At 63.4% G+C, this 26,006-nt stretch carries 24 protein-coding genes and 1 pseudogene; 11 read left to right on the forward strand and 14 right to left on the reverse strand.

Annotation, left to right across the window (positions count from 1 at the left end):
- Window positions 1–16 precede the first annotated feature (16 nt).
- A complete protein-coding gene (locus VGH41_RS24670) occupies window positions 17–316 on the reverse strand; it encodes a hypothetical protein (protein WP_331600277.1) in 300 nt (99 codons plus the stop codon).
- A 255-nt stretch (window positions 317–571) separates the two neighbouring features.
- On the opposite strand from VGH41_RS24670, the gene VGH41_RS24675 reads away from it, so the two are divergent.
- Window positions 572–1,246 carry an HAD family hydrolase gene (locus VGH41_RS24675; RefSeq protein ID WP_331600278.1) on the forward strand — a complete coding sequence of 225 codons (675 nt, stop codon included), beginning with the start codon at window positions 572–574 and terminating at the stop codon, window positions 1,244–1,246.
- Between the two features lie 173 nt (window positions 1,247–1,419).
- Window positions 1,420–1,572, forward strand: coding sequence for a hypothetical protein (locus tag VGH41_RS24680; RefSeq protein ID WP_331600279.1), 153 nt, complete (start codon window positions 1,420–1,422; stop codon window positions 1,570–1,572).
- 25 nt (window positions 1,573–1,597) lie between these two features.
- On the opposite strand, the gene VGH41_RS24685 is transcribed toward VGH41_RS24680, so the two are convergent.
- Window positions 1,598–2,152 carry a hypothetical protein gene (locus VGH41_RS24685; RefSeq protein ID WP_331600280.1) on the reverse strand — a complete coding sequence of 185 codons (555 nt, stop codon included), beginning with the start codon at window positions 2,150–2,152 and terminating at the stop codon, window positions 1,598–1,600.
- Between the two features lie 459 nt (window positions 2,153–2,611).
- Here VGH41_RS24685 and VGH41_RS24690 point away from each other — a divergent pair, with 459 nt between their 5' ends.
- The 4 genes from VGH41_RS24690 (at window position 2,612) to VGH41_RS24705 (ending at window position 5,859) form a co-directional block, all read left to right on the forward strand.
- The gene (locus VGH41_RS24690; RefSeq protein ID WP_331600281.1) at window positions 2,612–3,109 is read left to right on the forward strand and encodes a PRC-barrel domain-containing protein; all 498 of its coding nucleotides are present in this window, start codon (window positions 2,612–2,614) and stop codon (window positions 3,107–3,109) included.
- Window positions 3,110–3,282: 173 nt separating this feature from the next.
- The gene (locus VGH41_RS24695) at window positions 3,283–3,639 is read left to right on the forward strand and encodes a DUF3175 domain-containing protein (RefSeq protein ID WP_331600282.1); all 357 of its coding nucleotides are present in this window, start codon (window positions 3,283–3,285) and stop codon (window positions 3,637–3,639) included.
- A gap of 195 nt (window positions 3,640–3,834) precedes the next feature.
- Complete coding sequence (locus VGH41_RS24700; protein ID WP_331600283.1) at window positions 3,835–5,208, forward strand: cation:proton antiporter; 1,374 nt, start codon at window positions 3,835–3,837, stop codon at window positions 5,206–5,208.
- A 90-nt stretch (window positions 5,209–5,298) separates the two neighbouring features.
- On the forward strand, window positions 5,299–5,859 hold the full coding sequence (locus tag VGH41_RS24705; RefSeq protein WP_331600284.1) for an FUSC family protein: 561 nt from the start codon (window positions 5,299–5,301) through the stop codon (window positions 5,857–5,859).
- 150 nt (window positions 5,860–6,009) lie between these two features.
- On the opposite strand, the gene VGH41_RS24710 is transcribed toward VGH41_RS24705, so the two are convergent.
- Window positions 6,010–7,068 (reverse strand): aldo/keto reductase, encoded by a 1,059-nt coding sequence (locus tag VGH41_RS24710; protein ID WP_331600285.1) that lies wholly within the window; start codon window positions 7,066–7,068, stop codon window positions 6,010–6,012.
- 372 nt (window positions 7,069–7,440) lie between these two features.
- Between VGH41_RS24710 and VGH41_RS24715 the strand changes: the two genes are divergently transcribed.
- Entirely contained in the window at window positions 7,441–12,021 is a 4,581-nt protein-coding gene (locus tag VGH41_RS24715; RefSeq protein ID WP_331600286.1) for a DEAD/DEAH box helicase, read from the forward strand.
- Window positions 12,022–12,061: 40 nt separating this feature from the next.
- Here the strand turns inward: VGH41_RS24715 and VGH41_RS24720 are convergent, their stop codons facing one another.
- Together VGH41_RS24720 and VGH41_RS24725 are read right to left on the reverse strand one after the other, a co-directional pair.
- Window positions 12,062–13,174, reverse strand: coding sequence for a malate/lactate/ureidoglycolate dehydrogenase (locus VGH41_RS24720; RefSeq protein ID WP_331600287.1), 1,113 nt, complete (start codon window positions 13,172–13,174; stop codon window positions 12,062–12,064).
- Between the two features lie 108 nt (window positions 13,175–13,282).
- Window positions 13,283–14,743 (reverse strand): M20 family metallopeptidase, encoded by a 1,461-nt coding sequence (locus VGH41_RS24725; RefSeq protein ID WP_331600288.1) that lies wholly within the window; start codon window positions 14,741–14,743, stop codon window positions 13,283–13,285.
- A gap of 193 nt (window positions 14,744–14,936) precedes the next feature.
- Here VGH41_RS24725 and VGH41_RS24730 point away from each other — a divergent pair, with 193 nt between their 5' ends.
- Genes VGH41_RS24730 through VGH41_RS24740 form a run of 3 tightly spaced genes read left to right on the forward strand, consistent with a single transcriptional unit; the run spans window position 14,937 to window position 16,404 of the window.
- Window positions 14,937–15,248 (forward strand): superinfection immunity protein, encoded by a 312-nt coding sequence (locus VGH41_RS24730; protein WP_331600289.1) that lies wholly within the window; start codon window positions 14,937–14,939, stop codon window positions 15,246–15,248.
- Window positions 15,249–15,288: 40 nt separating this feature from the next.
- Complete coding sequence (locus VGH41_RS24735; protein ID WP_331600290.1) at window positions 15,289–15,921, forward strand: LysE family translocator; 633 nt, start codon at window positions 15,289–15,291, stop codon at window positions 15,919–15,921.
- 21 nt (window positions 15,922–15,942) lie between these two features.
- Window positions 15,943–16,404 carry a GNAT family N-acetyltransferase gene (locus VGH41_RS24740; RefSeq protein ID WP_331600291.1) on the forward strand — a complete coding sequence of 154 codons (462 nt, stop codon included), beginning with the start codon at window positions 15,943–15,945 and terminating at the stop codon, window positions 16,402–16,404.
- 144 nt (window positions 16,405–16,548) lie between these two features.
- Here VGH41_RS24740 and VGH41_RS24745 read toward each other — a convergent pair whose 3' ends face one another.
- The 4 genes from VGH41_RS24745 to VGH41_RS24760 all read right to left on the reverse strand — a co-directional run bounded on the left by VGH41_RS24745 (window position 16,549) and on the right by VGH41_RS24760 (window position 20,140).
- Complete coding sequence (locus VGH41_RS24745; RefSeq protein WP_331600319.1) at window positions 16,549–16,839, reverse strand: YodC family protein; 291 nt, start codon at window positions 16,837–16,839, stop codon at window positions 16,549–16,551.
- Between the two features lie 538 nt (window positions 16,840–17,377).
- Window positions 17,378–18,910, reverse strand: coding sequence for an MFS transporter (locus VGH41_RS24750; RefSeq protein WP_331600292.1), 1,533 nt, complete (start codon window positions 18,908–18,910; stop codon window positions 17,378–17,380).
- A 30-nt stretch (window positions 18,911–18,940) separates the two neighbouring features.
- Window positions 18,941–19,567 (reverse strand): TetR/AcrR family transcriptional regulator, encoded by a 627-nt coding sequence (locus VGH41_RS24755; RefSeq protein WP_331600293.1) that lies wholly within the window; start codon window positions 19,565–19,567, stop codon window positions 18,941–18,943.
- Between the two features lie 147 nt (window positions 19,568–19,714).
- A complete protein-coding gene (locus VGH41_RS24760; RefSeq protein ID WP_331600294.1) occupies window positions 19,715–20,140 on the reverse strand; it encodes an OsmC family protein in 426 nt (141 codons plus the stop codon).
- Between the two features lie 313 nt (window positions 20,141–20,453).
- On the opposite strand from VGH41_RS24760, the gene VGH41_RS24765 reads away from it, so the two are divergent.
- Complete coding sequence (locus tag VGH41_RS24765; protein ID WP_331600295.1) at window positions 20,454–21,491, forward strand: GSU2403 family nucleotidyltransferase fold protein; 1,038 nt, start codon at window positions 20,454–20,456, stop codon at window positions 21,489–21,491.
- 40 nt (window positions 21,492–21,531) lie between these two features.
- Here the strand turns inward: VGH41_RS24765 and VGH41_RS24770 are convergent, their stop codons facing one another.
- The 5 genes and pseudogenes from VGH41_RS24770 to hypA form a co-directional block, all read right to left on the reverse strand.
- Entirely contained in the window at window positions 21,532–22,086 is a 555-nt protein-coding gene (locus tag VGH41_RS24770) for a carboxymuconolactone decarboxylase family protein (protein WP_331600296.1), read from the reverse strand.
- 39 nt (window positions 22,087–22,125) lie between these two features.
- Window positions 22,126–23,472, reverse strand: coding sequence for an aspartate aminotransferase family protein (locus tag VGH41_RS24775; protein WP_331600297.1), 1,347 nt, complete (start codon window positions 23,470–23,472; stop codon window positions 22,126–22,128).
- A gap of 51 nt (window positions 23,473–23,523) precedes the next feature.
- Window positions 23,524–24,564: pseudogene (locus VGH41_RS24780) on the reverse strand (C45 family autoproteolytic acyltransferase/hydolase).
- A gap of 213 nt (window positions 24,565–24,777) precedes the next feature.
- Window positions 24,778–25,623 (reverse strand): hydrogenase nickel incorporation protein HypB, encoded by an 846-nt coding sequence (hypB, locus tag VGH41_RS24785; protein WP_331600298.1) that lies wholly within the window; start codon window positions 25,621–25,623, stop codon window positions 24,778–24,780.
- Window positions 25,624–25,664: 41 nt separating this feature from the next.
- Entirely contained in the window at window positions 25,665–25,994 is a 330-nt protein-coding gene (hypA, locus tag VGH41_RS24790) for a hydrogenase maturation nickel metallochaperone HypA (protein WP_331600299.1), read from the reverse strand.
- Window positions 25,995–26,006: the final 12 nt, after the last annotated feature.

Raw genomic sequence — 26,006 nt, forward strand, 5'->3', positions numbered from 1 at the left:
TTACTCATGCACCTGCTCAGTGGCCCTTGGTATCGCTGCTCGCATCGGCACCCGGCGTATTGGTGGTATCGTTCATCGGCTTCTTCGTCTTCGACTTCATCTTGTGATGCGTCATCGAACTCGAACTCATGGCACCCGACGCCGCATCGCCGCCCGTAGTCGGTCCTGCCGTCGCGGCGCCATGCGCGTTGCCGCCACCATTGCCGCCATTACCATTGCCGCCGCCCCCACCACCATTGCCGCTGCCGCTTTGCGCGAGCGCCGCAGCGGAAACGGCGAGCAACGCAGACACGAGCAGTGTTTTGACATACTTCATTGCGATTCTCCCTGAGTACGAAAGTGAACGGCAGATGGGCACATTCGCCATCTACCGCCCATCTGTCGAGCAAGCGCTATGCCGCGCGGCAACATTGACACTTCACGCGCAGGTCCAGGCATGCAGGCTTCGCTTGACCGATTCCCTGAAGCGACCGCTCGCGGGCACAAAGGTGCACCATAGCGTTAATGTCCGCTGTACGAGGTCAGTCAATCGACCCAGCCATTTCATCTCACCCGTTTTCGGAGGAGCATCATGCGCATTGAAACCGCCTTTCTGTTCGACCTGGATGGCACCCTCGTCGACAGCGTGTATCAACACGTCCTTGCATGGAAACAGGCGCTTGATAAGGAAGGCATCGACTTGTCGGTCTGGCGTATCCATCGCAAGATCGGCATGAGCGGCGGCCTTTTTACCCATCAACTGCTACGCGAGACGCATGGCGACATCAGCGCGGAGCGCATCGAGGGGCTGCGCCAGGGGCACGCCGAGGCTTATCGAAATCTCGGCGGTCAGGTCCGGCCGCTGCCGGGCGCACGCGAACTGCTTGCGGCGCTCACCGAGAGCGGAACCCGCTGGGCCATCGCAACCAGCGGCCGGATGGAAACGGCGGCCGTCAATCTCGCAGCCCTCGGCGTCGATCCTGAGAAATCCGTGGTCGTGACGCGCGATCAGGTCAAGTATGCGAAGCCCGACCCGGATCTGTTCATCGCCGCAGCGGATCGACTGGGCGTGCCGATCGAACAGAGCGTGGTGGTAGGCGATAGCATCTGGGACATGCTCGCCGCGCAACGTTGCCGCGCGCTAGGCGTAGGCGTGCTTTCGGGTGGCTACGGTCAGGACGAACTCGAGCGGGCAGGCGCGCTGCGCGTCTACGAAGACCCGGCAGACCTGCTGCTGCATCTGGATGAAGTAGCGGCACGTCCTTAGGCTGACTTCGCCGGGCGGCGCCTCGCAACGGGGCGCCCTCTTTTCAATTCCCAGCTTCTATTGCGTTCTCTAAAGGTCTGGTGGCATGCGACATGCGTCGCATGCCGCGTAGATTCCCACATAAATTCGTCAGCTTTATCAGAGCCTTTATCAGACCATCAGGGGATGCAACCATGACCCACTCATCACGCCAATACGAGTCACGACGCGCGCAGCGCGCTTCCAACGCGGAGGGCGACGAACCGGTTCATCAGCCGGCGCCGCCGGTGCGCAACGACGACCTGCCGGAGCTGCCCGACCCTGCGGAAGTGGGCGAATCAGGTTGACGCGCGGCAGGCCGTCGGCGAGGTTTTACCAGGGACTGCACGGAGTGATGATCAGCATCGCCACATCGGTCGCGAGCAGACCCAGGACGAACATCGTGCTCGACATCGCGCACACGCGCGATACGAACCAGTCACGCTCGGCACGTGTGCCTTTGAGGGCGCTGGGAAAGCGCCACGGAATCCGCGCGGTACGCCACAGGTTGCGCCACGCGACCCAGCTTCCGTAGCCGCCAAGTGCCAGACAGATCAGGCTTGCGACCAACACTGTGTGCGGAGTCCATGCCAACGTATGGGCGATGAATAGTGGGCCACCCGCGACGCACTGCAGGTCCTGCACCGTTTGCGCCACGCCTACTTGCGCAAGCCACGCAAAAGGCGCGGCGAGCAGCGCGATCAGAATCTGCGGCACGCTGAGAGACTGGACGTGCGTAACCTCACCGCGTACTGCAGGGCGATTGCGGCTGGCGGGGGCGTTCTGCGAGACGCGCTCAGCCGGCGCGTCGTGCGAGGGAAAGCGCGCGCGACGTTCCGTGCCGTGGGGAGGCGGCGTTGCGCGCGGATTGAATCGATCCGCGGTCATGCTGATTCCGGAGAAAAATGCTGCAAGTTCATCAATGCGATCGGCAGTGCCGCAGCCTGTTGCAGGTGGCCCCTGCCTTCATTGCTGTGCAACGCAGCAAGAATCGGGCCGTATTAGCAAGGTACGGAAAACCACTTGAAACAGGCGGCTAACCGCCGTTATTTCCACATCATGGGCTGGAGTGACGGAATCCGCTGACAGGACTGCACGCGCCATCCACCGCGCAAGATTTGCAACCCTGGAGCGCGGATTTACGCGCCAAGCCTTGCATTCAGGCTGCGCGCAAACATCGGATCAATGCAATTCGCGTCGACCGTCCAGGAAAATGAATCGCCATCCGCTTTAAAAAGGGCACGCAATTCAACGACTCTTTAATCGCCACGTGCGCAGACGTCTGCGAACAGAAGGAACGCGCGTTGCTGGATGAGCGGGACAGTCACTCAACGAGGGAGTCCCATCATGACAACGCTTAACCAGACTCGCGCTGGCGCAGACACCAGGATCGTCGGCACGGGCGGTCGCAGCGCCGCGGGTCCGGGCCCGGACGTGATGGCCGCCAGCACGCTCGACGGTGACAAGGTGCTCAGCGACGACGGTACGGACATCGGCAAGATCAAGGACATCATGCTGGATGTGCGCTCCGGACGCATTGCGTATGCAGTGCTGTCGAGCGGCGGCTTTCTCGGCATCGGCGACAAGCTGCTGGCCGTTCCCTGGCACGCGCTGACGCTCGACACCGAGCGCAAATGCTTTCTGCTGGCCATGTCCACCGAGCGCGTCAAAAACGCACCGGGCTTCGACAAGAATCATTGGCCGTCGATGGCCGATCAAACCTGGGCCACTTCGGTTCACCAGTATTACGGCAGCGAGCCGTACTGGGGGCGCGACGACGTCGGCGCAGGTGACATTCCCCCCGGCAGCTCAGATGCGCCCGAAGCCGGCGGCGTCAAGCTGTGACGGACCTCGTGACAGCGCTGACGCACGAATGAGCCTGCCATGAAGCTGCATGGACGCCACACGGCATGCGCGGCGCCGGGCGCGTTACGCCTCGAGCGCACACGCGAACATGGCCGTCGTGCCCGGGGTGTCGCGCCGCACACGTCCGCCTTTATTTCTTCACGAGGCAAGCCATGGTCAGCAGAAAACCGAAACGCCCCGTTGCGGGCGCGAAATCAGGACGCCCGCCCCGCCAGCGCCACGCACGGGCACACGCAGCCCACCGCGCGAAAACGGCGAGCAGCAAGCAGTCGAATGCGAGCCACCGCTGGTCGCAGCACGTCATGGAAACCAGCGACGCGATGGACATCGAGGCGGATATTTTCAAAAGCGGCAGCGCCGAGTCGATTGCCGAATCGTTGAAACGCTCTTCGACGCACAGCAAGCGTCGCAAGGGGACGCCCTTTCAATCCGCCATGTCGATGCTGAATTTCTACATCAACCGCGCGGGCAAGAATCTGCCGAAGGCGCGCCGCGCCACGCTGCAGTAAGCCAGGCGCAAGTTGCGCGTCGCGTTCGGGCGCGACCCGTGACCTCATGATGCGTCGCAGCGTTTAGCACCTCGAAGTTCGTGGCGGCGGTGCGTCCGCTGCCCGTGCTTGCGGCCCGATGTTTCCTCGCACTGGCGAACGCGCCGGCTAGCCCTCAAAATGGGCCAGCGGACGCTTCCGCCTCACCGGATGCCCATGCACGAAACTCTCTGGTTTCTCATTGTCGGCAGCGTGCTCGTTTTCATGGGCGTGGCGGCCACCACCTTCAAGCGGCTGCCCTGCAGCACCGCGATGTTTTATCTGGCGATCGGCTATGCCCTCGGGCCGAGCGGCGCCGCGCTGTTGCATATCGACGTGGTCGCCGACGCGCACATCCTGCGCGTCGTCACGGAGATCGCGCTGCTGGTGTCGCTCTTCGCCATTGGCTTGCGGCTGCGCGTGCAGATTTTCGATCCGTTATGGTGGCTGCCGCTACGGCTGGGCGTGCTCGCCATGCTGATCACCATTCCGCTGCTCACGCTGTTCGGCGTCTATGGGCTGCATCTGGGCTGGGGAGCGGCGCTGCTGCTCGCGGCCATTCTCGCGCCCACGGACCCCGTGCTCGCACACGACGTCCAGGTTCACGACCCGGGTGACCTCGACCTTTTGCGCTTTGCCCTGTCCGGCGAAGGCGGCGTGAACGACGGCATCGCACTGCCTTTCGCAATGCTCGGCCTTGCGTTATGCGCGTTGCCGGATAGCGCCGCAACCGCGAGCGGGGGCGCCATTTCGCACGCAAGCGCCGGTATGAGCGCCGGCGTAAGCGCAGCGCTCAACTGGCGCTTCGCCGGCAGCGCGCTGTGGGGGGTGGCCGGCGCGGTGGCGATCGGCGGGGCGCTCGGCGGAGCTACCACGCACGCGGTGACGTGGCTGCGCACCCGTCACGCGCAGGCACTCGGCCTGGAAGGATTCTTTGCACTGGGTTTGATCGAACTGTCGTACGGCGCCGCGCAACTGGCGCAGACCTACGGCTTTCTCGCGGTATTCGCGGCGGGCGTCGCAATGCGGCGCGTCGAACATCGGGCAAGCGGCGAACGTTCCCCGCGCAACGCGATCGGCACCGTCGATTCCGAAGACGTCGTCGCCACCGCGGCGGATCCGGACAAAGCGCACGCGTATATGGCGGAGTCGGTGCTGGGCTTCACCATCGAACTGGAGCGGATTGCCGAGGCCGCCGTCATGACGACCATCGGCAACGTGCTCGCGACGTTGCACATGCCGCTCTTCACGTGGCAAAGCGTGGCGCTGATCGTCGTGCTGTTCGTGCTGGTGCGGCCCGTCGCGGTCGAACTGTCGCTGACCGGTTCGAGAGCCGCCCATGCGCAGCGCCGCCTGATGAGCTGGTTCGGCATTCGCGGGATCGGCTCGTTTTACTATCTCGCCTATGCGCTCGAACACGGCCCGGCGGCGCAGATCGTGCCGCTCGCGCCGCTCGCGCTGGCGGTCGTCGCCTGTTCGGTGGTCGTTCATGGCGTGTCGGCGACGCCCTTGATGAACTGGTATCACCGCTTGCGCGGCCCCGAGCGTTGACGCGCGGCGTCAAGTCCCACCCCGCGCCCATTTCGGCCCGATAGAATACGAGACCCCCGGACCATCCTCCACGCGTTACCTGACGAAATCATGACGGATTCCCCACGCAATCGGCGCTCAGCGCGCTCGGATGCCGCCAGTTCGCTGTTTGCGTTCCTGAAAGCACTACCGCTGCCCGACCGTCTGCTCGAAGGCTGCGTGATGGCGATTCAAGCCATGCTTGGTGCCAGCATCGCCTTTGCGATTGCCCAGGCGCTGGGTGTCGAACAACCGTTCTGGGCCGCCATCACCGCGATTGCAGTCAGCCAGCACAGCTACGTGGATACGCGTAACCTGTCGCGCGACCAGTTTATCGGTGCAATGGTCGGGGGCGGCTGCGGGCTCGCCGGCGCCCTGTTCGGCGGCGGTCATTTTGCGGCCTACGCCGCAACGGTAGGCGCCGCGATCGTGATCTGCTGGATTGCGAACGTGGCAAGCGCGGCACGCCTCGGCGGTATCACCGCAACTATCATGCTGCTGGTGCCGGGCATGGGGCCGCCGTGGGACGTGGCGCTGGTTCGGCTGGGTGAAGTGACGCTCGGCACCGTCAGCGCGCTGCTGGTATGCGGGCTCATCAGCCGTATCGAGCGGCACTGGTTCGGCAAGACCTGAGCCGGTTGACGCTCAAGTAAAAGCTATTGGAAAACTCATTGCGTTTGCAACGTTGCAACAGGCAAGCGGCGCGTGGATTTCCTCCTGCTGGCGTAGCGCCGCACCGCTTGTCTCAGGCATCGCGAGCCTGCAGGGAAGCTCGCGTTCACCTTATTTCTTCGGTCCGCGCTGACGGCTTTCTTCAAGCTGCGCACGACGCGGCTCACCCTGGCGCCCCAGCATCCAGCCCGGATACTCCGACGGCAGTGTGCTGACCGCTTCGAGCTTCGCCAGGTCATCCGCACCCAGTTCGACCTGAGTGGCGGCAATGTTGTCGTCGAGCTGTTCCATTTTCTTCGCTCCGACGATCACCGACATCACCACGCGCTGGTGCAGCAGCCACGCAAGCGCGATCTGCGCGACCGACACACCCTTCGCCTGCGCGATGCCGCGCATCACATCGATGCAGTCGTAAGCACGCTCGCGATTCACCGGCGGGAAATCGAAAGTCGTGCGACGGCTGCCGGTCTCGCCCTGTTGCTCGCGACTGTATTTGCCGCTCAACAGGCCGCCTGCCAGCGGACTCCAGACCATCAGCCCGAGCCCTTCGCTTTGCAGCATCGGCACCAGCTCGCGTTCGAGATCGCGGCCGGCGATCGTGTAGTACGCCTGCAGCGTTTCGAAGCGCGCGAGGCCCAGCCGCTCGGAAATGCCCAGCGCCTTGGCGATCTGCCATGCGGCCCAGTTCGACACTCCGATATAACGGACGTGCCCGTGGCGAACCATCGTATCGAGTGCGCGCAAGGTTTCTTCGATCGGCGTGGCAGGATCGAAACCGTGGATCTGGTACAGGTCGATGTGATCGAGCTGCAGGCGCTTCAGGCTCGCCTTGGTGCCGTCGATGATGTGGTAACGCGACGCGCCGCGCGTGTTGGGCGTTTCTGCCATCGCGCCGAACACTTTGGTTGCGACCACAACCTGATCGCGCGGCACCTTGAGGTTTTTCAGCGCCTGTCCGGTGATCTGCTCGGAAAGGCCTTGCGCGTAGACGTCGGCGGTGTCGATGAAGTTGATGCCGGCATCGATCGCGCGGCCAACGAGCCGTTCCGCGTCGACCTGCTGCAGATCGCCAATCTGCCGCCAGATGCCTTCGCCGCCGCCGAACGTCATCGTGCCCAGACAGAGTTCAGAAACAAACAGGCCAGTGCGGCCTAACTGGTTGTATCGCATTGCAAGCACTCCAGCACGGGTGGGAATCTCGCGAGCATACTGCAGCGCGCAAGTTTCAGCAGAGTCAATGACGCGCTACGGATGGGCCGTCGTCATCCCGCATCGCAATGCTTGCAGCGGCTTCATCAGCGGCTGCGATGAATGCCAGTCGCAGCTTGTATCAATCGACCGGCGAGGCTCTAAAAATCGGCCCATTTTGCAGGGCCGCCTTGAAAGCACGGCAAAAACTACTGCTCGCGCCGTTCATCCACACGCTCCGGCTGTCGCCTGGCAGAGGCGCACAAAACCTGCGAGACTTGCTTCTTACTCCTCAACCGTGACGGCACCCGCCGCCCTCTGGATATGGTCGCCCGCGCCCCCATCTACGGCAGCATGACGCTCCCCACCGAGACCCTTTCCGCCACTGCCGCGCCTGCCGTGAACAGCGTGCTGGATAGCTTTCATCCGGCTGTGGCGGGCTGGTTCCTGAAAACGTTCCCCGCGCCGACCGACGCGCAACTGGCTGCGTGGCCGCTCATCCGCAGCGGGCGCTCGACGCTGGTTGCGGCGCCAACCGGTTCCGGCAAAACGCTGACGGCGTTTCTCTCCGCGCTCGACGAACTGGTCCAGTTGGGCCTCGCCCATGGCGGCGCGTTGCCCGACGAAACCCTGGTGGTATATGTGTCGCCGCTAAAGGCGCTGTCGAACGACATTCGGCTAAACCTGCAAGTGCCGCTGGAAGGCATTGCCGCGGAACTCGAACGACGCGGCCTGGCGCCGCTCGAGATCCGCACCGCCGTGCGTACCGGCGACACCACGCAGCAGGAGCGCAGCGCGCTGCGCAAACGCGCGCCGCACATTCTGGTGACGACGCCCGAGTCGCTCTATGTGCTGCTCGGCTCCGATTCGGGGCGGCGCATGCTGTCGACCACGCGCACGGTGATCGTTGATGAAATTCACGCCATGGCCGGCAGCAAACGCGGCAGCCATCTCGCGCTCAGCCTCGAGCGGCTCGACGCGCTATGCGGCCGGCGCTTGCCGCGCATCGGACTGTCGGCGACGCAAAAGCCGATCGAAGCCGTCGCGCGCTTTCTGGTGGGCGGCGCGAGCATCACGAGCGAGGCGCCGGTGGCCTGCGCGATCGTCGATGTCGGCCATGTGCGCGCCCGCGACCTCGCGCTGGAGATTCCGCCGGTGCCGCTCGAAGCCGTCATGCCCAACGAGGTGTGGGAGCTGGTCTACAACCGGCTGGCGGAACTGATCGCGCAGCATCGCACCACGCTGATTTTCGTCAACACGCGCCGGATGGCGGAACGGGCGGCGCGTCATCTGACCGAACGGCTCGGCAAGGAAGCCGTCGCCGCGCACCACGGCAGCCTTGCCCGGGAACATCGCTTCGACGCCGAACAGCGGCTCAAGCGCGGTGAGTTGCGCGTGCTGATCGCGACGGCGTCGCTGGAGCTGGGTATCGATATCGGCGACGTGGACCTGGTCTGCCAGATGGGTTCGCCGCGCGCAATCGCGCCGTTCCTGCAGCGCGTCGGGCGCTCGGGGCATCATGTGGGCGGCATGCCGAAGGGGCGCCTGTTTCCCACCTCGCGCGACGATCTGATCGAATGCGCGGCCTTGCTCGACTGCGTGCGGCGCGGCGAACTCGACGCGCTGCAAATTCCGCGCGCGCCGCTCGACGTGCTGGCGCAGCAGATCGTCGCCGAAGTTTCCAGCGCCGAATGGAGCGAGGACGCGCTGTTCGATCTGCTGCGGCGCGCCGCGCCGTATGCTGAGCTTTCGCGCGAACAATACGACGCCGTGCTGCAGATGCTTGCGCAGGGTTATACGAGCCGCCACGGACCGCGCGGCGCGTATCTGCATCGCGATGCGGTCAGCGGCACCTTGCGCGGCCGGCGCGGCGGCAAGCTGGTTGCCGTGACCTCGGGTGGCACGATCCCTGAGAACGCGGATTACGCGGTGATCCTCGAGCCGCAGGCGGTCAATATCGGCACGGTGAACGAAGACTTTGCCGTCGAAAGTCTGGCGGGCGATGTGTTTCAGCTCGGCAACGCGTCGTACCGGATTCAGCGCGTCGAGCCTGGCCGGGTGCGCGTGGAAGATGCGCAAGGGCAACCGCCGAACATTCCGTTCTGGCTGGGCGAAGCGCCGGGGCGCAGCGACGAGCTGTCGTTCGGCGTGGCGCGCTTGCGGGCACAGCTTGATGAACTGCTCGGTCAGGATGGCGAGCCTGCGAAGAAGGCGCACGCGTCGCGACGCTTGCCGCGGCGCGAAGGTGAGCATGAGCGTGAACGTGAGCTGGCCGTCATGGATGCACCAGCTGCCAGCGCCGGCCCCCGTGGCGAAACCGTCGCGAATGCGTCCACGACGCCGGACCCGGCGACGCCCTCATCGCCCGCGACGATCGCCGCGCGCATCGAACGTGCAATCGAATGGATGCGCAGCACGCTCGGTCTCGAAGAGGCGGCCGCGCGCCAGATCGTCGATTATCTCGCGCGCGCCCGCGCGGCGCTGACCGTGCTACCCACGCAAGACGCGCTGGTGATGGAGCGCTTCTTCGACGAATCCGGCGGCACGCAGCTGGTTATTCATGCGCCGTTCGGCAGCCGCGTCAATCGCGCGTGGGGACTCGCATTGCGCAAACGCTTTTGCCGCACCTTCAATTTCGAATTGCAGGCGGCGGCGACTGAAGACGCGATCATCCTGTCGCTAACGGGCAGTCATAGCTTCGCGCTGGATGAAGTATGGCGCTATCTGCATTCGAATACCGCCGAGCATCTGCTGATTCAGGCGCTGCTCGATGCGCCGCTGTTCGGCGTGCGCTGGCGCTGGAACGCCACCACCTCGCTCGCGTTGCCGCGCTACAGCGGTGGACGCAAGACCGCGCCGCAGATTCAGCGCATGCGCAGCGAAGATCTGCTTGCTGCCGTGTTTCCGGATCAGGCGGCGTGCCTGGAGAACATCGTGGGCGAGCGCGAGTTGCCGCATCATCCGCTCGTCGATCAGACCGTCGATGACTGCCTGCACGAAGCCATGGACACCGACGGCTGGCTGCATCTGCTGCGCCGCATCGAGCGGGGCGAAGTCAAGCTGGTCACGCGCGAATTGCCTGCGCCCTCGCCGCTGGCTGCCGAAATCCTCACGGCGAAACCTTACGCCTACCTCGACGACGCGCCAATTGAAGAGCGCCGCACCCAGGCCGTGCTGAACCGGCGCTGGTCCGACCCGGCCAGCACGGATGATCTTGGCGCGCTGGACGCGGACGCCATTGCGGGCGTCTGCGAAGAGGCCTGGCCGCAGCCGCGTAGCCTCGATGAAATGCATGAGGCGCTGACCGGCCTTGCGTGCATCAGCGAAGAGGAAGCGCAGCAGAATCCGGACTGGCTGGCGTGGCTCACGGCGCTGTCCGCAGCCGGACGCGCCACGCAGATGCAGCTCGCGGCCGGCGCCGCTGTGTGGCTGCCGGCGGAGCGCCTGATCTGTTTGCGCGCAATCTTTCCGGACGCGCCGATCGAGCCGCCCATCAGCGCGCCAAAAGGTTTCACCGACGCGTGGGACGCGGACGACGCACTCGTCGACGTGGTGCGCGCCCGGCTGACCGGCTTCGGCCCGTTGCCGGCGGCCGAGATTGCGCGCGCACTGGGGCTGGCCGTCACGGCGGTGGAGCGCGCCCTGACGAGCCTCGAGGCGCAGGGCTACGTGATGCGCGGCCGCTTTACCCCCGGCGCGCCAGGCGAAGAATGGTGCGAGCGGCATCTGTTGGCGCGCATTCACCGCTATACCGTGCGGCGCCTGCGACGCGAAATCGAGCCGGTCGAACGGCACGATTTCATGCGCTTTCTGTTTGAATGGCAGCATCTGACGCCTGACACGCGCGGCGCAGGTCGCGACGCGCTGGCTGCGGTGCTCGAGCAGATGGCCGGTTTCGAAGCGGCGGCAAGCGCGTGGGAGGAAGACATTCTGCCCGCCCGGCTCAAGGACTACGCGATTACTTCGCTCGACGAACTATGCCGCTCCGGCAAGCTCGTCTGGACGCGTTTGACCGAGCGTTCGCGCGCGGCATCAGCGCCGGTGCGCAGCACGCCGATCGTGCTGCTGCCGCGGCGCGACATCAATATATGGAGTGCGCTGCTCGATCAGACGAAGCAGCCCGAACTGTCGCCGCGCGCGCAAAGCGTCTACGACGCGCTATTGCAGCATGGCGCGATGTTCTTCGATGAACTGCTGAGCGACGTGCGGCTCTTGCGTATCGAACTGGAAAACGCGCTGGGCGAACTGGTGGCGACCGGCCTCGTGAACTCGGACAGTTTTGCGGGATTGCGCGCACTGCTCAAGCCCGTCGCGAAGCGCAACGCCCATTACAGCAGCCGGCGCGGCTCGCGTGCCGGCGCGCTGATAGGCGGAATGGAGGACGCGGGGCGCTGGGCACTCCTGCAACGCCGTAGTGCAGTGAGTGCCGGGAGCAATCCAGCCGCCACGTTGCCTGCGGGCCGCACGCCTGCGCTTGCGCCGGAAGTGCTCGAACATATCGCCATGACGCTGTTGCGCCGTTACGGCGTGGTGTTCTGGCGCCTGCTGGAACGCGAAGCGCAATGGTTGCCGCCGTGGCGGGATCTGCTGCGCGTATTGCAACGGCTCGAAGCGCGCGGACAGGTGCGCGGCGGGCGCTTCGTCAACGGCCTCGCGGGCGAGCAATTCGCGTTGCCGGAAGCCATTCCGTTGCTGCGCGAAGTGCGCCGTCACGCGAATGACGGTGCGTATGCCTGTGTGGCGGGCACCGACCCGTTGAATCTGGTGGGCACGCTGCTGCCGGGTGACAAGGTGCCCGCGGTGACGGGCAACCGTGTGCTGTATCGCGACGGCGTTGCGGTGGCCACGCTCGTGGCTGGCGAGTTCAGGTACCTGCTCGACGCCGAAGGTCCGGAGAAGGAGCAGATGCGCATGCGCCTGGCGCGGCGGTCTTGAGCGGGGCACGAGCCGCCGCGCAGGCCTCACCCAAGGCCAGTCACTGTAAATGCCTTGACCACCGTTCGACCTGCTCTGGCGGCATACCGGTCGCCAACGCCGCTTCGCGGATCTGCTGCCAGGTGGCCGGATCGACCGGTACGCCGTACGCCTCGCGCTCGGCCCTCGTAGCGCGCTCCGGTTCGCCCGGCGCATAGATGCGCTCGGTGCCCTCGGCGAGCGGCGAGGCCTTCACCCAGTCGACGAAGGCTTGTGCTTCAGCCTCGGCGTTGGGTGCGTCGAACGCGGCTGGATTGATGATCACCGACAGCATGCAATTGATGATGGCGCTGTTCGTGCCCAGTGTGTCCGCATGCGTCGTGTAGCCGCCGGACAGCGCGCCCGCGAAAATCTCGCACATCGACGCCAGCCCGAAGCCCTTGTGACCGCCGAACGGCAACAGCGAGCCGACGGGCGCCTCCAGCATCACCTGAGGTTCGAGCGTGGCATGCCCTTCGTGGTCGATCAGCGAGCCGGCCGGCGCCTGTTTGCCCTGGTTATATGCCACCCTGACCTTGCCGAACGCCACCGCGCTGGTGGCAAAATCCAGCACCAACGGTGGCTGGCCGCTGCGCGGAAAGGCGGCGCAAAACGGATTGGTGCCGATGCGCCGGTCAATTCCGCCGAATGGCGCAACCAGCGGATCGCCCGCTACGTTGACGAAGTGAAACGACACCAGGCCGGCGCGCGCGCACTGCTCGGCCCAATGGCCGATGCGCCCGATATGATGTGCGCCGCGCAGCCCCACGGCGCAGATGCCCAGTCGCTTCGCCCGTTCGATGCCTTGCTCCATTGCCTCATACGCGATCACCTGGCCGAAGCCTTTGCCGCCCTCGACGGTCAGCACTGCGCCCGCATCGCGCACCACCTCGGCGTGCAGATTGAGCTTCAGTTCCTGGTCCCGCAGCGAGCCGACGTAGCGCGGAATCATGCCGACACCGTGTGAATCGTGGCCGGTCAGATTGGCGGCCACCAGGTGATCGGCGACCAGTTCGGCCTCGCGGGGTGCGCTGCCCGCCTGCTCCCAGATAGCGCGCACATAGGCATGCAGGTGATCGACGGAGATTCTCAACGGATTCGATGCGGACGGTTGGGCGGCGCGGGTATCGTTCATTCGTGGGTATCGTTGCGGATCAGTGGGATCTTTCGGATTGGTGCGTGTCAAGGATACTCGCCGGGAGCTGGGCGCTCCCGGTCCATCGGACGCGATGCCCTGTCACGCTCAAGGCGCAGCAGCGATCACCTGCGCCACCGCCGCCGTCAGCTTCTTGCCGTACGGCACGTGCAGGAATTCGTTCGGGCCGTGCGCGTTCGACTTTGGACCGAGCACGCCGCACACCATGAATTGCGAGTGCGGGAAACCTTCCTTCAACACGTTCATGAGCGGGATGGTGCCGCCCTGGCCCATGTATGCGCAGTCCGCCCCGTAATGCTGGCGCGATGCGTCGTTGAGTGCCGTAGCGAGCCACGGCGCCAGTTCCGGCGCGCTCCACCCTGTAGCCGCGCCATGCTCGGCCTTGAAGGTGACTTTCGCGTTGTACGGCGGATCGAATTCGAGCAAAGCCTTCAGTTCCCGGACAGCCTTCTCCGCGTCGATGAGCGGCGGCAGGCGCAGTGACAGCTTGAACGCGGTACGCGGACGCAGCACGTTGCCGGCATCCGCGATAGCGGGCAGGCCCGCCGCGCCCGTGACGGACAGCGATGGCCGCCATGTCGAATTCAGCAGCGCTTCCTTCGGGTCCGTGGTGGTAGGCAATACCTGGCGGCCATCCTGACCGCAAGCCCACGGAATTTTCTTCCAGACGTCGTCCCCCAGAATGTGGGCCGTGGCCTCCGCTTCGCGCAGGCGATCGGCCGGGATTGGGCAATGGAAACCCTTGGGCAGCAGCGTGCCGTTCGAAGGATCTTCCAGACGGTCGAACAGTTGCCGCATGATGCGGAAGCTGGACGGCACGATGCCGCCATAACCGCCCGAGTGAATGCCTTCGTCGAGCACCTGAACTTCCAGGTCGCCCGCCACCATGCCGCGCAGCGAGGTGGTGAGCCACAACTGGTCGTAATTGCCGGCGCCCGAATCCAGGCACACCACGAGCCCGACCTTGCCGAGCCGCTCGCGCAACGCGTCCACATAAGGCAGCAGATCGTAGCTGCCCGATTCCTCGCAGGTCTCGATCAGGCCCACACAACGCGGACGCTCGATGCCTTGCGCGTCGAGCGCGGCCAGCGCCGTAATGCTGGCGTAAATCGCGTAGCCGTCGTCCGCACCGCCGCGGCCGTAGAGCTTGCCGTCTTCGAGCTTCGGTGTCCACGGCCCGAGGTCGTTACGCCAGCCGTCGAATTCAGGCTGCTTGTCGAGATGGCCGTACAGCACGATGGTTTCGCTGCTGCCCGAGCGCGTGGCGGGCGACTCGAAGAAGATCACCGGCGTGCGGCCCGGCAAACGGATCACTTCCAGCTTCAGACCGCGCACCGGCTGCTGTTCGGCCCATTGCGCCGCGTCCGTGATCACACGTTCGATAAAGCCGTGCTCGACCCATTGCGGATCGAACGCCGGACTTTTCGCCGGGATGGCGATGTAGTCCGTCAACGCAGGCACGATCTCGTCGTTCCACTTGCGATCGACGAATTCACGTAGCGTGTCGTGATTGAGGGTTGCCTGCTGGGTGGTGTCGTCGGAGATCATAGTGGGGTCCGGTGCAATCGAAACGCACATGATAGACCTCTCGCGCGCTGGTCTGAAGCCCCCCATTCGGCCAATGCACGACGCGGCGATGCAGCATTAATATCGAACGGAATTACGGCGAGGCTGCGCGATTGCTGCAATCGCGCGACAATTGAAAGGTTCGTACCACCCGTACACCCCTTGGAGTATCGCGATGGGAAGCAGCAGCATCGTCATTCAGGTGGTCGGCGCGATCGTGGCGCTCGGGCTGTATTTTCTGCCGGCCATCATCGCAGACAGACGCAAGCGCCACGATCTGCTGACGCTCGCGCTGTTCAATGCGTGCCTCGGCTGGACCGGGTTCGGCTGGTTCGTGGCGCTCTATTGGGCGCTCCAGCCGAACCCGCCGAAGAACGTCGAAACCGAAGTGAAAGAAACGCGGCGCGTGGTGCGCATGCGGACCTTTTCCACGATGCTGATCCAGCGTGTGCAGACGCGCGCAACGCGCGGCAAGGATCAGCGCTGAGCTCGGCTGGACCCATTCTCAACCTTCATGGAACCTTGCAATGCCTGAACTCAGCAAGCTGTTGACCTTCGGATTCGTCTCGCTCGGCATGGCGCTCACGCCCGGACCGAATATGATCTACCTCGTCTCGCGCTCCATCTGCCAGGGCCGCACGGCCGGGCTGATTTCGCTCGGCGGCGTCGCGCTCGGTTTCCTCTTCTATATGCTGTGCGCCGCGCTCGGCATCACCGCCTTGCTGCTTGCCGTGCCGTTTGCGTATGACGCGCTGCGCTTCGGCGGCGCGTTGTACATGCTGTGGCTCGCATGGCAGGCCGTCAAACCGGGTGGCCGCTCGCCGTTTCAGGTGCGCGACCTGCCGGCGGACAGCCCGCGCAAACTGTTCGCCATGGGCTTCGTCACCAACCTGCTGAATCCGAAAATCGCGGTGCTGTATCTATCGCTGCTGCCGCAATTTATCGATCCGCAGCACGGCAATGTGCTCGGGCAGTCGCTCGTGCTCGGATCGGTGCAGATTGCCTTCAGCCTCACCGTCAATTCGCTCGTCGCCACCATGGCGGGTTCGATCGCGGCGTTCCTGTCGCAGCGTCCGACGTGGCTCGTCCTGCAACGCTGGCTGATGGGCACCGTGCTCGCCGGCCTGGCGGTACGCATGGCGACCGAAGCGCGCCGCTAGTTTTCCGGAGAACCCTCGCTCATGCTGCACACGCGCCCGCTCGCCGTCGGCGACCTCGATCTGATCTGTCGTCACCGCTACGAAATGTTCCGAGAGGCCGGGCGAGATCCGGCGGTACTGGACCGGATGACGCCGGCCTTTCGAGCATGGTTGCAGCCGCGGCTTGCCGACGGTTCGTATTTCGGTTTCCTGGCACTGGACGACGACGCGCCCGTGGCCGGCATCGGGCTGATGGAGATCGACTGGCCGCCGCATCCGCTGCATCCAGACCAGGACCGGCGCGGCTATGTACTGAACGTGTACGTGGAGCCGAGCCATCGCCAGCGCGGCATTGCGCGCACGCTGATGGATTGCGCGATGCAGGCTTTCAATGAACGCGGCCTGACCTACGCCATCCTGCATGCGACGGAAATGGGCCGCCCGCTCTATAAGGGGCTCGGCTGGGAGCAGACCACTGAAATGGCGAAGGCCGTCGAGGCCTGACCACACGCACGCCGTGCGCAGGAAAACGCACGGAGACGTGTATTGGGCGATAGCGATGGATTTGTCAGATGCGCCGCAAGAAGCTCAGACAAGACGCGCGGCCGAACCTGGCGGGCCAGATGGCCCGCCTGCGCCCGCTGCAAGTTAGCTCGAATGCGCGACGCGCGAGTACGCGCGCAATTTCACCGACCCCGCCGGAATGGAGCGTGGCTCTACCCGCACCTGGTTGCGCTCGAAGCGTTCCTGGCGCAGTTCGCCATGTTCGTCAAACCACTGGCAGACGAGCCAGTTGTCGCCGGAATCAGTAGAAGTCAGCCCAACCGGGCCAACAAAGGTCACGGTCATGCGTGCGCCGCCCGTTTTGAGCGTAACGACATCGCCGACATTCAACATGACAGAAGGTGTATCAAATGCATCGAGGGTGGCAGTCAGCATATCAATCCCCGGTACGAACGCGTTGAGCTGTTTTAACCCATTGGCACAAACGACCGATTGGTGGAAGGTTTTAAAGTTTTCCAAGATTAACAATCGAATATGACAGCCGCAAGTGATTTCTAGAGATACCGTTTTCATCCAGGCGAGAATGACATTCTGGTCATCCGTTCATCTGGTGAAATAATGCTCATACCGTGAAAACCCTTGCCGTAACGGGAGTTTGGCCCAATTTCCGGCACTGTCTTGCAAGCCGCGGGAACTATTTACGTCAGTCACGATTAACAGGATGTAAAACCTTCCTTCAAAAATTTGTCAGACATGCAGATTTGTTTAAGTTACTGAATAAGCTTTTATCAGATCAATTATTGACTAATCACCCATAAACCCTGGAATCACCCATGAATATCGCACCTTCCCTGGCGACCCATTAAACTCTGGCTCGAAATGGCGGGTGTAAACGTTGCCAGTCAGCACTCAGCCTTGCCTTTTTAGGGAGTGGCGATATGCATGAATACGGGCTGCCTCGAACCGATACCGTTCAGGCCACCCGGCCCAGCGCAATCTTCTGGTGCCTCACTAGCAGCACGCTCAATCCGATGCACGTGAACATCAGCAGCGCATTGATGCCGAGGCTGTACTGGAAAGCGTGCGCGTAGGCGTCCGGCGTCGCGCGGCCGCCGAGCACGCCGAAGAACGCCCCGCTGATAGCTGCCGTGCCGAAAGCCGAACCAATCTGCAAGGTCGACGAGACCACGCCTGACGCAAGCCCAGCCTTCTCCGGCACCACTTCGTTGAGAACGATACGCATGATCGACGGCAGCAACAGGCCGTGGCCGACGCCCGCGCACACTAGCCCGCAATAGAAAAGCAGGTCCGGCGTGGCCGCATGGGTGGCGGACCAGCCCGTCACGGTGAAGCCAAGCGTCATCATCGAAAAACCGAGCGTCAGCACATGGCCGCCGACGTGCCGCACCACCGCGGGCGACAATAACGGCCCCACCACGAAGCCGAGCGCAAACGGCATGATCGCCATGCCGGAGGCAAGCGGCGTCCAGTGCAAACCCGTCTGCAGAAAGATCCCGTAAGTGAGAAAGAACGCGCTATTGCAGTAGAACAGGAAGGCCAGCACCAGCCCGAGTGCGAAGGCCGGATTGCGAAACAGTTGCAGATCGACCAGCGGATGCCCGCCGCGACGCTCGACGCGCCGCTCGGTCGCGACGAACAACACGAACGCAGGCACGGCCAGCGCGAACATGAAAAAGGTCCACGCAGGCCAGCCGGCTTCGCGGCCGTGCGTCATCGGATAAATGACCAGCAGCAACAGCAGCGAGAGCAAGCCGACGCCCTTCAGATCGACGCCCGTGCGCACGGCAGGCTGGTTCTCCGGCACGAGCTTCCATGTGCCGATAAACGCCAGAATGCCCACCGGAATGTTGATCAGGAAAATGATGCGCCAGTCGAGGCCGAATGGCCTGTATGTGATGAGCGCACCGCCGCCCAGTTGCCCGACGATCGACGCCAGCCCGAACACGAAGCCGTAAAAGCTCATCACGCGAGTCTGCTGGTTGAGAGGCACGACGGCGCGGATGGTCGCCAATACCTGCGGCGCCATGACCGCTGCAGCGGCCCCCTGCACGAGGCGCGCAATCACCAGCATATGTCCGCCCGGCGCCAGACCGCACATGGCCGAGGACACCACGAAGCCGGCCATGCCCGCCATGAACATCCGCTTGCGCCCGAACAGATCGCCAAGCCGCCCGCCTGTGATCAGCAGCACGGCGTACGCCGAGGCGTAGGCGGAGATGATCAGCTGAAGTTGCGCGTCAGTGGCGCCGAGGCCGGTGTGAATGGCCGGCAGCGCGAGATTGACGATGAAGTAGTCGAGCGGCGCAAGAAACGCCCCGACGAACAGCACGGCAAGCGCAAGCCCCTGACGCTCGAAGCGCGGCGTGGCGGCGGCCGCCGTCGAACCCGCCGTTGCCGCCGCGCCCGACGCCAGGCCCGTGGCGCCCGGACCAGCCGCCGAGGCGGTAAAGGCCACGGAGGATGATTTCATGCATTCACTATTCATGACCGTTCGTTCAAAAAATAGACAAAAAATTTAGACGAGCACGCGCATCGCAATCTCGACGATCGCGAGCAGTTCGCCCTCCTGGTGAGCAGTTCTACCGAGTACGCGCAGCCCCTGGATGACGCACAGCAGAAAATTACTGACCGCTTTTTCATCGAGCGTCGAATTGAAGGCGCCGCTCGCCTGGCCGCGAATTACCGTGGCCGCCAGCAGGGTTGCCATGCGGCGGTGAATCGATGCGATGCGCTCGCGCAAGGCGTCGTCGCCCGTCTGCATTTCGAGTGTGGTGTTCGTAATCAGGCAACTGCGCTGCGCCGCCAATACCGACGCAGACCGTGCGTAGTGAAGCAGCGCATTGCGCAACGCCTCCTGCGGCGGCACCGGCGCGTTCAGCCGCTCGGCCAGACGGGCCAGCGAGCCGTCGGCGTAATGGTCGAGCGCAGCCAGCATGATGCCGTGCTTGTCGCCGAATACGCCGTACAGACTGCCGCGCAACAGGCCGGTTGCCTTGCACAGATCGTCGATCGAAGTGGCGTGATAGCCATGGCGCCGGAACGCTTCGCTCGCATTCTCGAGAACCGTGGACGTGTCGAACTCGCGCGGCCGGCCCCGGGTGCTGGTTGCGGAAGATTTCTTCGGGATGGCAGGCTCAGTCATAGAGGCGGATATTATGACCATCCGTTCAATAAATCAAGCGTTGGATAAGCGGGTTATCGTCGAAGAACGGGACACCAAAAAAACGGACGCTGGCCTTACATAGCGCCAGCGCCCATTCGTGGTGCGCGTATCGTGACCGGATCAAGCTTAGGTCTCGAGCGTCGCGTCCATGGTGATGGTGGCTTTCAGCACCTTCGAGACGGGACAACCCGCCTTGGCGTCGGCCGAGGCTTTCTCGAATGCAGCCCGATCGCCGCCGGGGATTTTCACCTTCACGTCCAGATGGACCGCGGTGATTGCGAAGCCGCCGCCGTCTTTGTCGAGCGTCACCGTTGATGTCGTGTCGATGCGCTCTGCCTTGATATTCGCCTTGCCCAGTTCGCCGGAGAGCGCCATCGAAAAGCACCCAGCGTGGGCCGCCGCGATCAATTCTTCCGGATTTGTGCCGATACCGTCCGCGAAACGCGTTGAAAACGAATACTGGGTGTCCTTGAGGACCCCGCTATCCGTCGAGATCGAGCCCTTTCCATCCTGCAGGCCGCCTTGCCAGACCGCTGATGCCTTGCGCTTCATCGCTCTCTCCTGTTTGTGCCCTGCCGGTTCCGTGCAATCGAACATTGACGCTACCGCAACGGTCCCGCCCCGGGGTTTCGCGGTATCGGCGTCGATCGAGTTTGCCACGCAGCGCGGCAGGCGCGGGCGTAGACCGAACTTCATCATAGGCCGTTATTGGGACCGGCGTCGCTTGGCTGACGGGCGACCCGGGAAGGCGGACACTGTCTCGGCGCCCATTTTTATACCTCACAATAAGACCCTAAGGTATAAATTTTGACTCCATAAATTTTATACCCTATGATTAAATCCTAAGGTATAAAACGTGCTTGCCATGACCGATTTCCATAACGACGCGCTCCAGACACTGTATTCCTCGGTCACTGAGCGCGCCGGCACACTGCCGCAGATTTCGTTGCATTCGCCGGGCTCCGCCGCGCAGAAGACCGTGGACGGGAAAACCTACGTCTACTGGCGCGTCTATCTGGCTTCCGGAAAGCACAAGGAGACCTCGCTGGGCCGCGCCGGCGCACCGGAAACCGACCACGCACTCGAAGCGAAACTGCTTGAGAGCGCGGAGATGCGCGCGCTGGCCGCCGATGTCCAGGTCCTGCGCAAGGCGGGCTTTGCCGCTGCCGACAACTCTTCGGCACTCACCATTGCAACGCTCTCCAACGCCGGCATCTTCAACCACGGCGGCGTACTCGTCGGCTCTCACGCGTTCGGCGCGCTCCTCAATAGCCTGGGCGTTCGTTTGCCGGCGAATTACCGGACTGAGGACATCGACATTGGCAGTGCGGGAACGATCGCGCTCGCCATCCCCGAAGAGCGCAGCTTTCTGGACATTCTGCGGGACAGCAGCCTGCCCTTTCTCGAAGTGCCGGAACTGGACGCACGCCGGCCTGCAACCTCATTCAAGGCCCGCGGACAACCCCTCAAGGTGGATCTGCTCGTGCCGGGTAGCGACGCCTATGAAACGAAGGCGCTACCCCACTTGCGCGCACACGCAACCGGGCTTCCCTACTTCAGGTATCTGGTGTCGAACCCGGCGCGCGGCTTTATCCTCGGCAAGGAACATGCGGTTCCGGTCATGTTGCCGGATCCGGCGCGATTCGCTCTGCACAAGCTGGTGGTCAGCACCCTTCGCACGGCATCACACGCGTTGAAGGCAGACAAGGACCGCCGGCAAGCCGCCGTTCTGATTGATGCGCTGATGGACAAGTTTCCCGATTGGCTGGAGACCGCCGCCGACGATCTGGAAGCAAGCGCCCGTCCCCATGTCGCCAACGCAGCGAACCGGGCACTGATTCTCTCCTCTGGCCTGTCGCAGCGCACCCAGGATTTCATGGCAGAGCTAGGGCGTCGCACCTAGGTAGATGTCTGCGCACGCCCGTGCTAACCGCCGCGTCGGCTCACTCCGCGAACGGCAAGCTCGTCTGCCCTTCGGCCCGCATCCCGAACACATTCAGCGTCATCGCAACCAGCGCGTAGTAGCCGAGCAACGCAGTCAGATTGATCGTGACATCATGTCCGAAGCGCGCCACAGTCGCCGCATAAGTCGCGTCCGAAACCCGCTTCGTATCGTAGAGCTCGCTGGTGAACGCGTAGATCAAGGCATCGTCCGGATTCGCGAACGCCGGCTGCCGACCTGTGCGGATCGCCTCCGCGTCCGCTTCCTGAACGCCCGCTTCGAGCGCAATCGGATAGTGGATGTGCCATTCTGCCTGCGCCTGCCAGCGCGCGGCGGTCACCAGAATGGCGAGTTCCGATAGACGCAGCGGCAGGCCCGTCCGGTAGCGGCAAAACGCGCCCAGTCGTTGCGCCTGCTGAGCCAGTTCCGGACTGTGAATCCAGCCCAGAAACGGGCCGTTGAGGTTACCGCGCGGACCGGACAGAATCTCGTCGAGGACGGCTTTCTGCTCGGGCGTGGCATGTGCTGCGTCGAAATGCGGCAATCGTTGATTCATGAAAATCCTCGCAAATGGCGTCCCCGGTCGATCGATCTCTCAGGAGGCGGCACGCACGCCCACGGAAAACAGCGCGCCTTCGATTGCCTCCGTAAGACGGCTGACGATGCTATCGATATCCTGCGACGTGCAGATAAACGGCGGCGCGAGCAGCACGTGGTCGCCCCGCCTGCCGTCGACGGTGCCGCCCATCGGATACACCATCAGGCCGCGCGCAAACGCTTCGCGTTTGATTGCTGCGTGCAGTTTCAACTTCGCGTCGAAGGGCGTCTTGCCGGCACGCTCCTCGACCAGTTCGACGCCGACGAACAGCCCGCGGCCCCGCACATCGCCAACATGCGGATGCTGCGCATAGTGCGCACGCAGTTGCGCGCGCAACTGTTCACCGCGCGCCTGCACATTGTCCAGCAGGTGATCCTCCGCAATCACGCGCTGCACTTCGAGCGCCGCCGCGCACGCTGTTGCATGCCCAATATACGTGTGACCGTGCTGAAAAAATCCCGAGCCGCCCACAATCGTATCGTAGATACGGTTGCTCACCAGCGTCGCGCCAATCGGTTGATAGCCTGCGCCCAAACCCTTGGCCACGGTCAGCAGATCAGGCACGACGCCGTCCTCTTCGCATGCGTACAGATAGCCGGTGCGCCCCATTCCCGACATGATCTCGTCGAGAATCAGCAGTACGCCATAGCGGTCGCAGACCGCGCGAATCTTGCGGAAATATTCGCGTACCGGCGGGACGGCACCTGCTGTCGCACCCACCACGGTCTCTGCGACGAAAGCCGCCACGGTGTCCGCGCCGAGTTCAAGGATCTTCGCTTCGAGTTCATCGGCAAGACGTTGTGCAAACGCTTCTTCGGTCTCGTCTACGCGTTGTTCGCGATACGCATAGCATGGACTAACGTGATGTGCCTCGATCAGAATCGGCAGAAACGGCTCACGACGCCATGCATTACCGCCAATTGCCAGTGCACCCAGCGTATTGCCGTGATAGCTCTGACGACGCGCAATGAAGTGCCGCCTCTGCAACTCGCCCTTCTCGACAAAATATTGACGCGCCAGCTTTAACGCGGCTTCCATCGCCTCCGATCCGCCCGAAACGAAATACACATGCCCCAGTTCTTGCGGCGCGCTCGCCACCAGACGATCAGCGAGTTCCTCCGCCACCTGCGTGGTAAAGAACGACGTGTGTGCGTAAGGCAATTGCTGCGACTGGCGTTTGATCGCGTCGATGACGCGCTGGTTGCTGTGGCCAAGGCACGAAACGGCTGCGCCGCCGGAGGCATCGATGTACCGCTTGCCGGTCGAATCGATGATCTCGATACCGTCACCCGCAACAGCGATGGGCAGAATTTGCTTCGGAGTACGGTGAAACACAGTGGTCATGTTTGAATCCTCATTGCCTGTTTGCGCTGAGCGGCAAAAGAAAGGCATCGCTCAGATGGACGGAGCCGGCCGCGTCGCCTGAGAAATGAAAGTATTGAACGCACACTGCCTCTGCCGATACACCTGCATCGCCACCCCATCCGCTTCGAGGCGAAACAGCGCTGTGGCAAGGGTGTTTTCGTCATCAGGGTCGTTGGGGTCGTCACGATAAATGGGCAATCCCGCCGGTGCCTAGTCGTGCAGCACTGCCACCAGCGCATCGCCGGTCACCGGCGCATGAAGCGCCGATAGCAGCGCATTGACGCGTGCCTGACGGTCCCGGGACGAATCCGTCACGATTTGTGCTTCCCGTTCGCAACCGTTATGGATCAGATGATTCGCGTGGCCGGAGAGCGTCGTATTCGCTACCACCGAGCAGCGTTGCGCGGTGGCTTCAATGCTCAGCAGGCGCGCGTCGCCGGCACAGCCCAGCGTGTGGTGGAAGCCGCTGGCGCGCGGTGTGTCGCGCAACAGCATCACGGCCTCGTCAAGCGAGCTCGCGTCCAGTACCGCACGTGCGAGGATCATGCGCGGCACGCCCGCCGCAGGCACACGAATGCGCAAATTGTTGATGGCCTGCACGAGCCCCGCGCGACTGGCTGCGAATGTGTGTCCCGGCAACGAACCTGGATAGTAGAAACTGATGAAACCTGGCTTGCCGGCCGGCTGCACGTCCACCAGAAAACAGCGCTCCCGCAGATGCGGGTCGCCATCTTCGTTGTGAGCGATAAAACGCGCATTGCCCGACGCGGCCGCCAGCGTCGTGCAACCATCGGGCGCGTGATGAATCAGCTCGCCACGGCAGTTCCACAGGAATACGTCTTCTTCGGACCACCCGAGGCCCGCGGCCATACCGTCCAGCTCCGCAACCAGCGCGGGAAAACAGGCCTCCGCTACGCGGCGCAACGTTTTCACATATGGATGGCCGCGCCACCGGCTAACCGCCGGCCACGCGGCACTTTGCTGCATATAAGCCGCCATGACCGGCCTCGCCAGTTCACCCAGCCTGTAACCGATATCGTCCGGTTGACCGGAAATGCGGATGAGCTCCAATTCGTGCGCCGCCACTGATGCCTCGTTTTAACCCTGTGTGCTGTGCGTTGAGAACGATACGGCACGCGTCCTGCCGCAGATCGCTTCAACATCCGATACGGATTTATACCTCCCAGCAACATATGTTGTCAATGCGCGCACACTGACATCAGATGAAGCCGATCTGGCGCGATCAATGAAACCGGACGCCGCGGTGCCCGCGAGGCTTGCCGATCAGACACACGCTTCGCTATGGGTGCGTAGCCACGCGTACCACGCCTGCATGCCTTCGCCGGTCTCCGCCGAGACCTGCAGAATCTCGATGGCAGGGTTGACGTGTCGTGCGTACTCGACGCAACGCGCCACGTCGAAACGCAGATGCGGCAGCAAGTCGATCTTGTTTAGCAGCAGCAGTGAACTCGCGCGAAACATATGCGGATATTTGACGGGCTTATCTTCGCCCTCCGTCACCGAGAGGATCAACACCTTCGCCTGTTCGCCCAGATCGAACAACGCGGGGCACACCAGATTGCCCACGTTCTCGATCATTACAACCGAACCCGGCGGCGGGTCGAGTTGCCTGAGACCCTTGGCAACCATGTCGGCGTCCAGGTGACATCCCGTGCCGGTGTTGATCTGAACCACACGGCAACCGGTTGCGCGGATACGTTGCGCGTCGTTCAGGGTGGCCTGATCACCTTCTATCACGCCAAGCGGTAATGTCTCTCCAAGGTCGCGGATCGTGCGTTCGAGCAGTGCGGTCTTTCCCGCACCCGGAGAGCTGACCAGATTCACCGCGAGAATCGAGCGCCCCGCCAACCAGCCGCGATTGCGCTCGGCCAGTAACTGGTTCTTGGCAAGAATGTCCTGTTCCAGCGTGATGACGGTGCTGTGATGATGAACATGATCGTGACTGTGTTCGTGCGAATGTGCATGCGGATGTGAATGTGAATGCGCATGCATATGCCCATGCTCATGCGTCTCCACACGCTGATAGGTAGCGGCATTCCCCTCGCCCGGCACACGCTCGCTGTTCGGCTTCGCCTGCGGCGTCTGCTCCTCCTGGTCCGGGTCCGTCACCGTTGCCGCCTGCGGTCCGGAGCATCCACATGTCGTGCACATCACATCACCTCCATCTGCCTGATCTTCAGTTGCTGTCCGCAGACCAGTTCCAGGTCTTCGCTGCCGCAAGCGCATTGACCGAACGGCACCACCACCTCCATCGTGGCGCCGCAGGCAAGACAGCGCGCCTGCCCCGGCGTCTCGACAATCTCCAGTGCCGCGCCTTCGACAAGCGTATCTTTCGCACACACGTCAAAGCAAAAACGAATCGCCTCCGGCATGACCGCCGAGAGCTGCCCGATTTCCAGCGTCACGCGCAACACGCGTGCCCCCCTTGCCTGCTCGGCGCAGATTTCGACGACACTGCTCGCAATGCTCATCTCATGCATGGCCCAGGCCCT

It is taken from the genome of Paraburkholderia sp., assembly GCF_036488795.1.
In the GTDB taxonomy this organism is placed as follows: Bacteria; Pseudomonadota; Gammaproteobacteria; order Burkholderiales; family Burkholderiaceae; genus Paraburkholderia.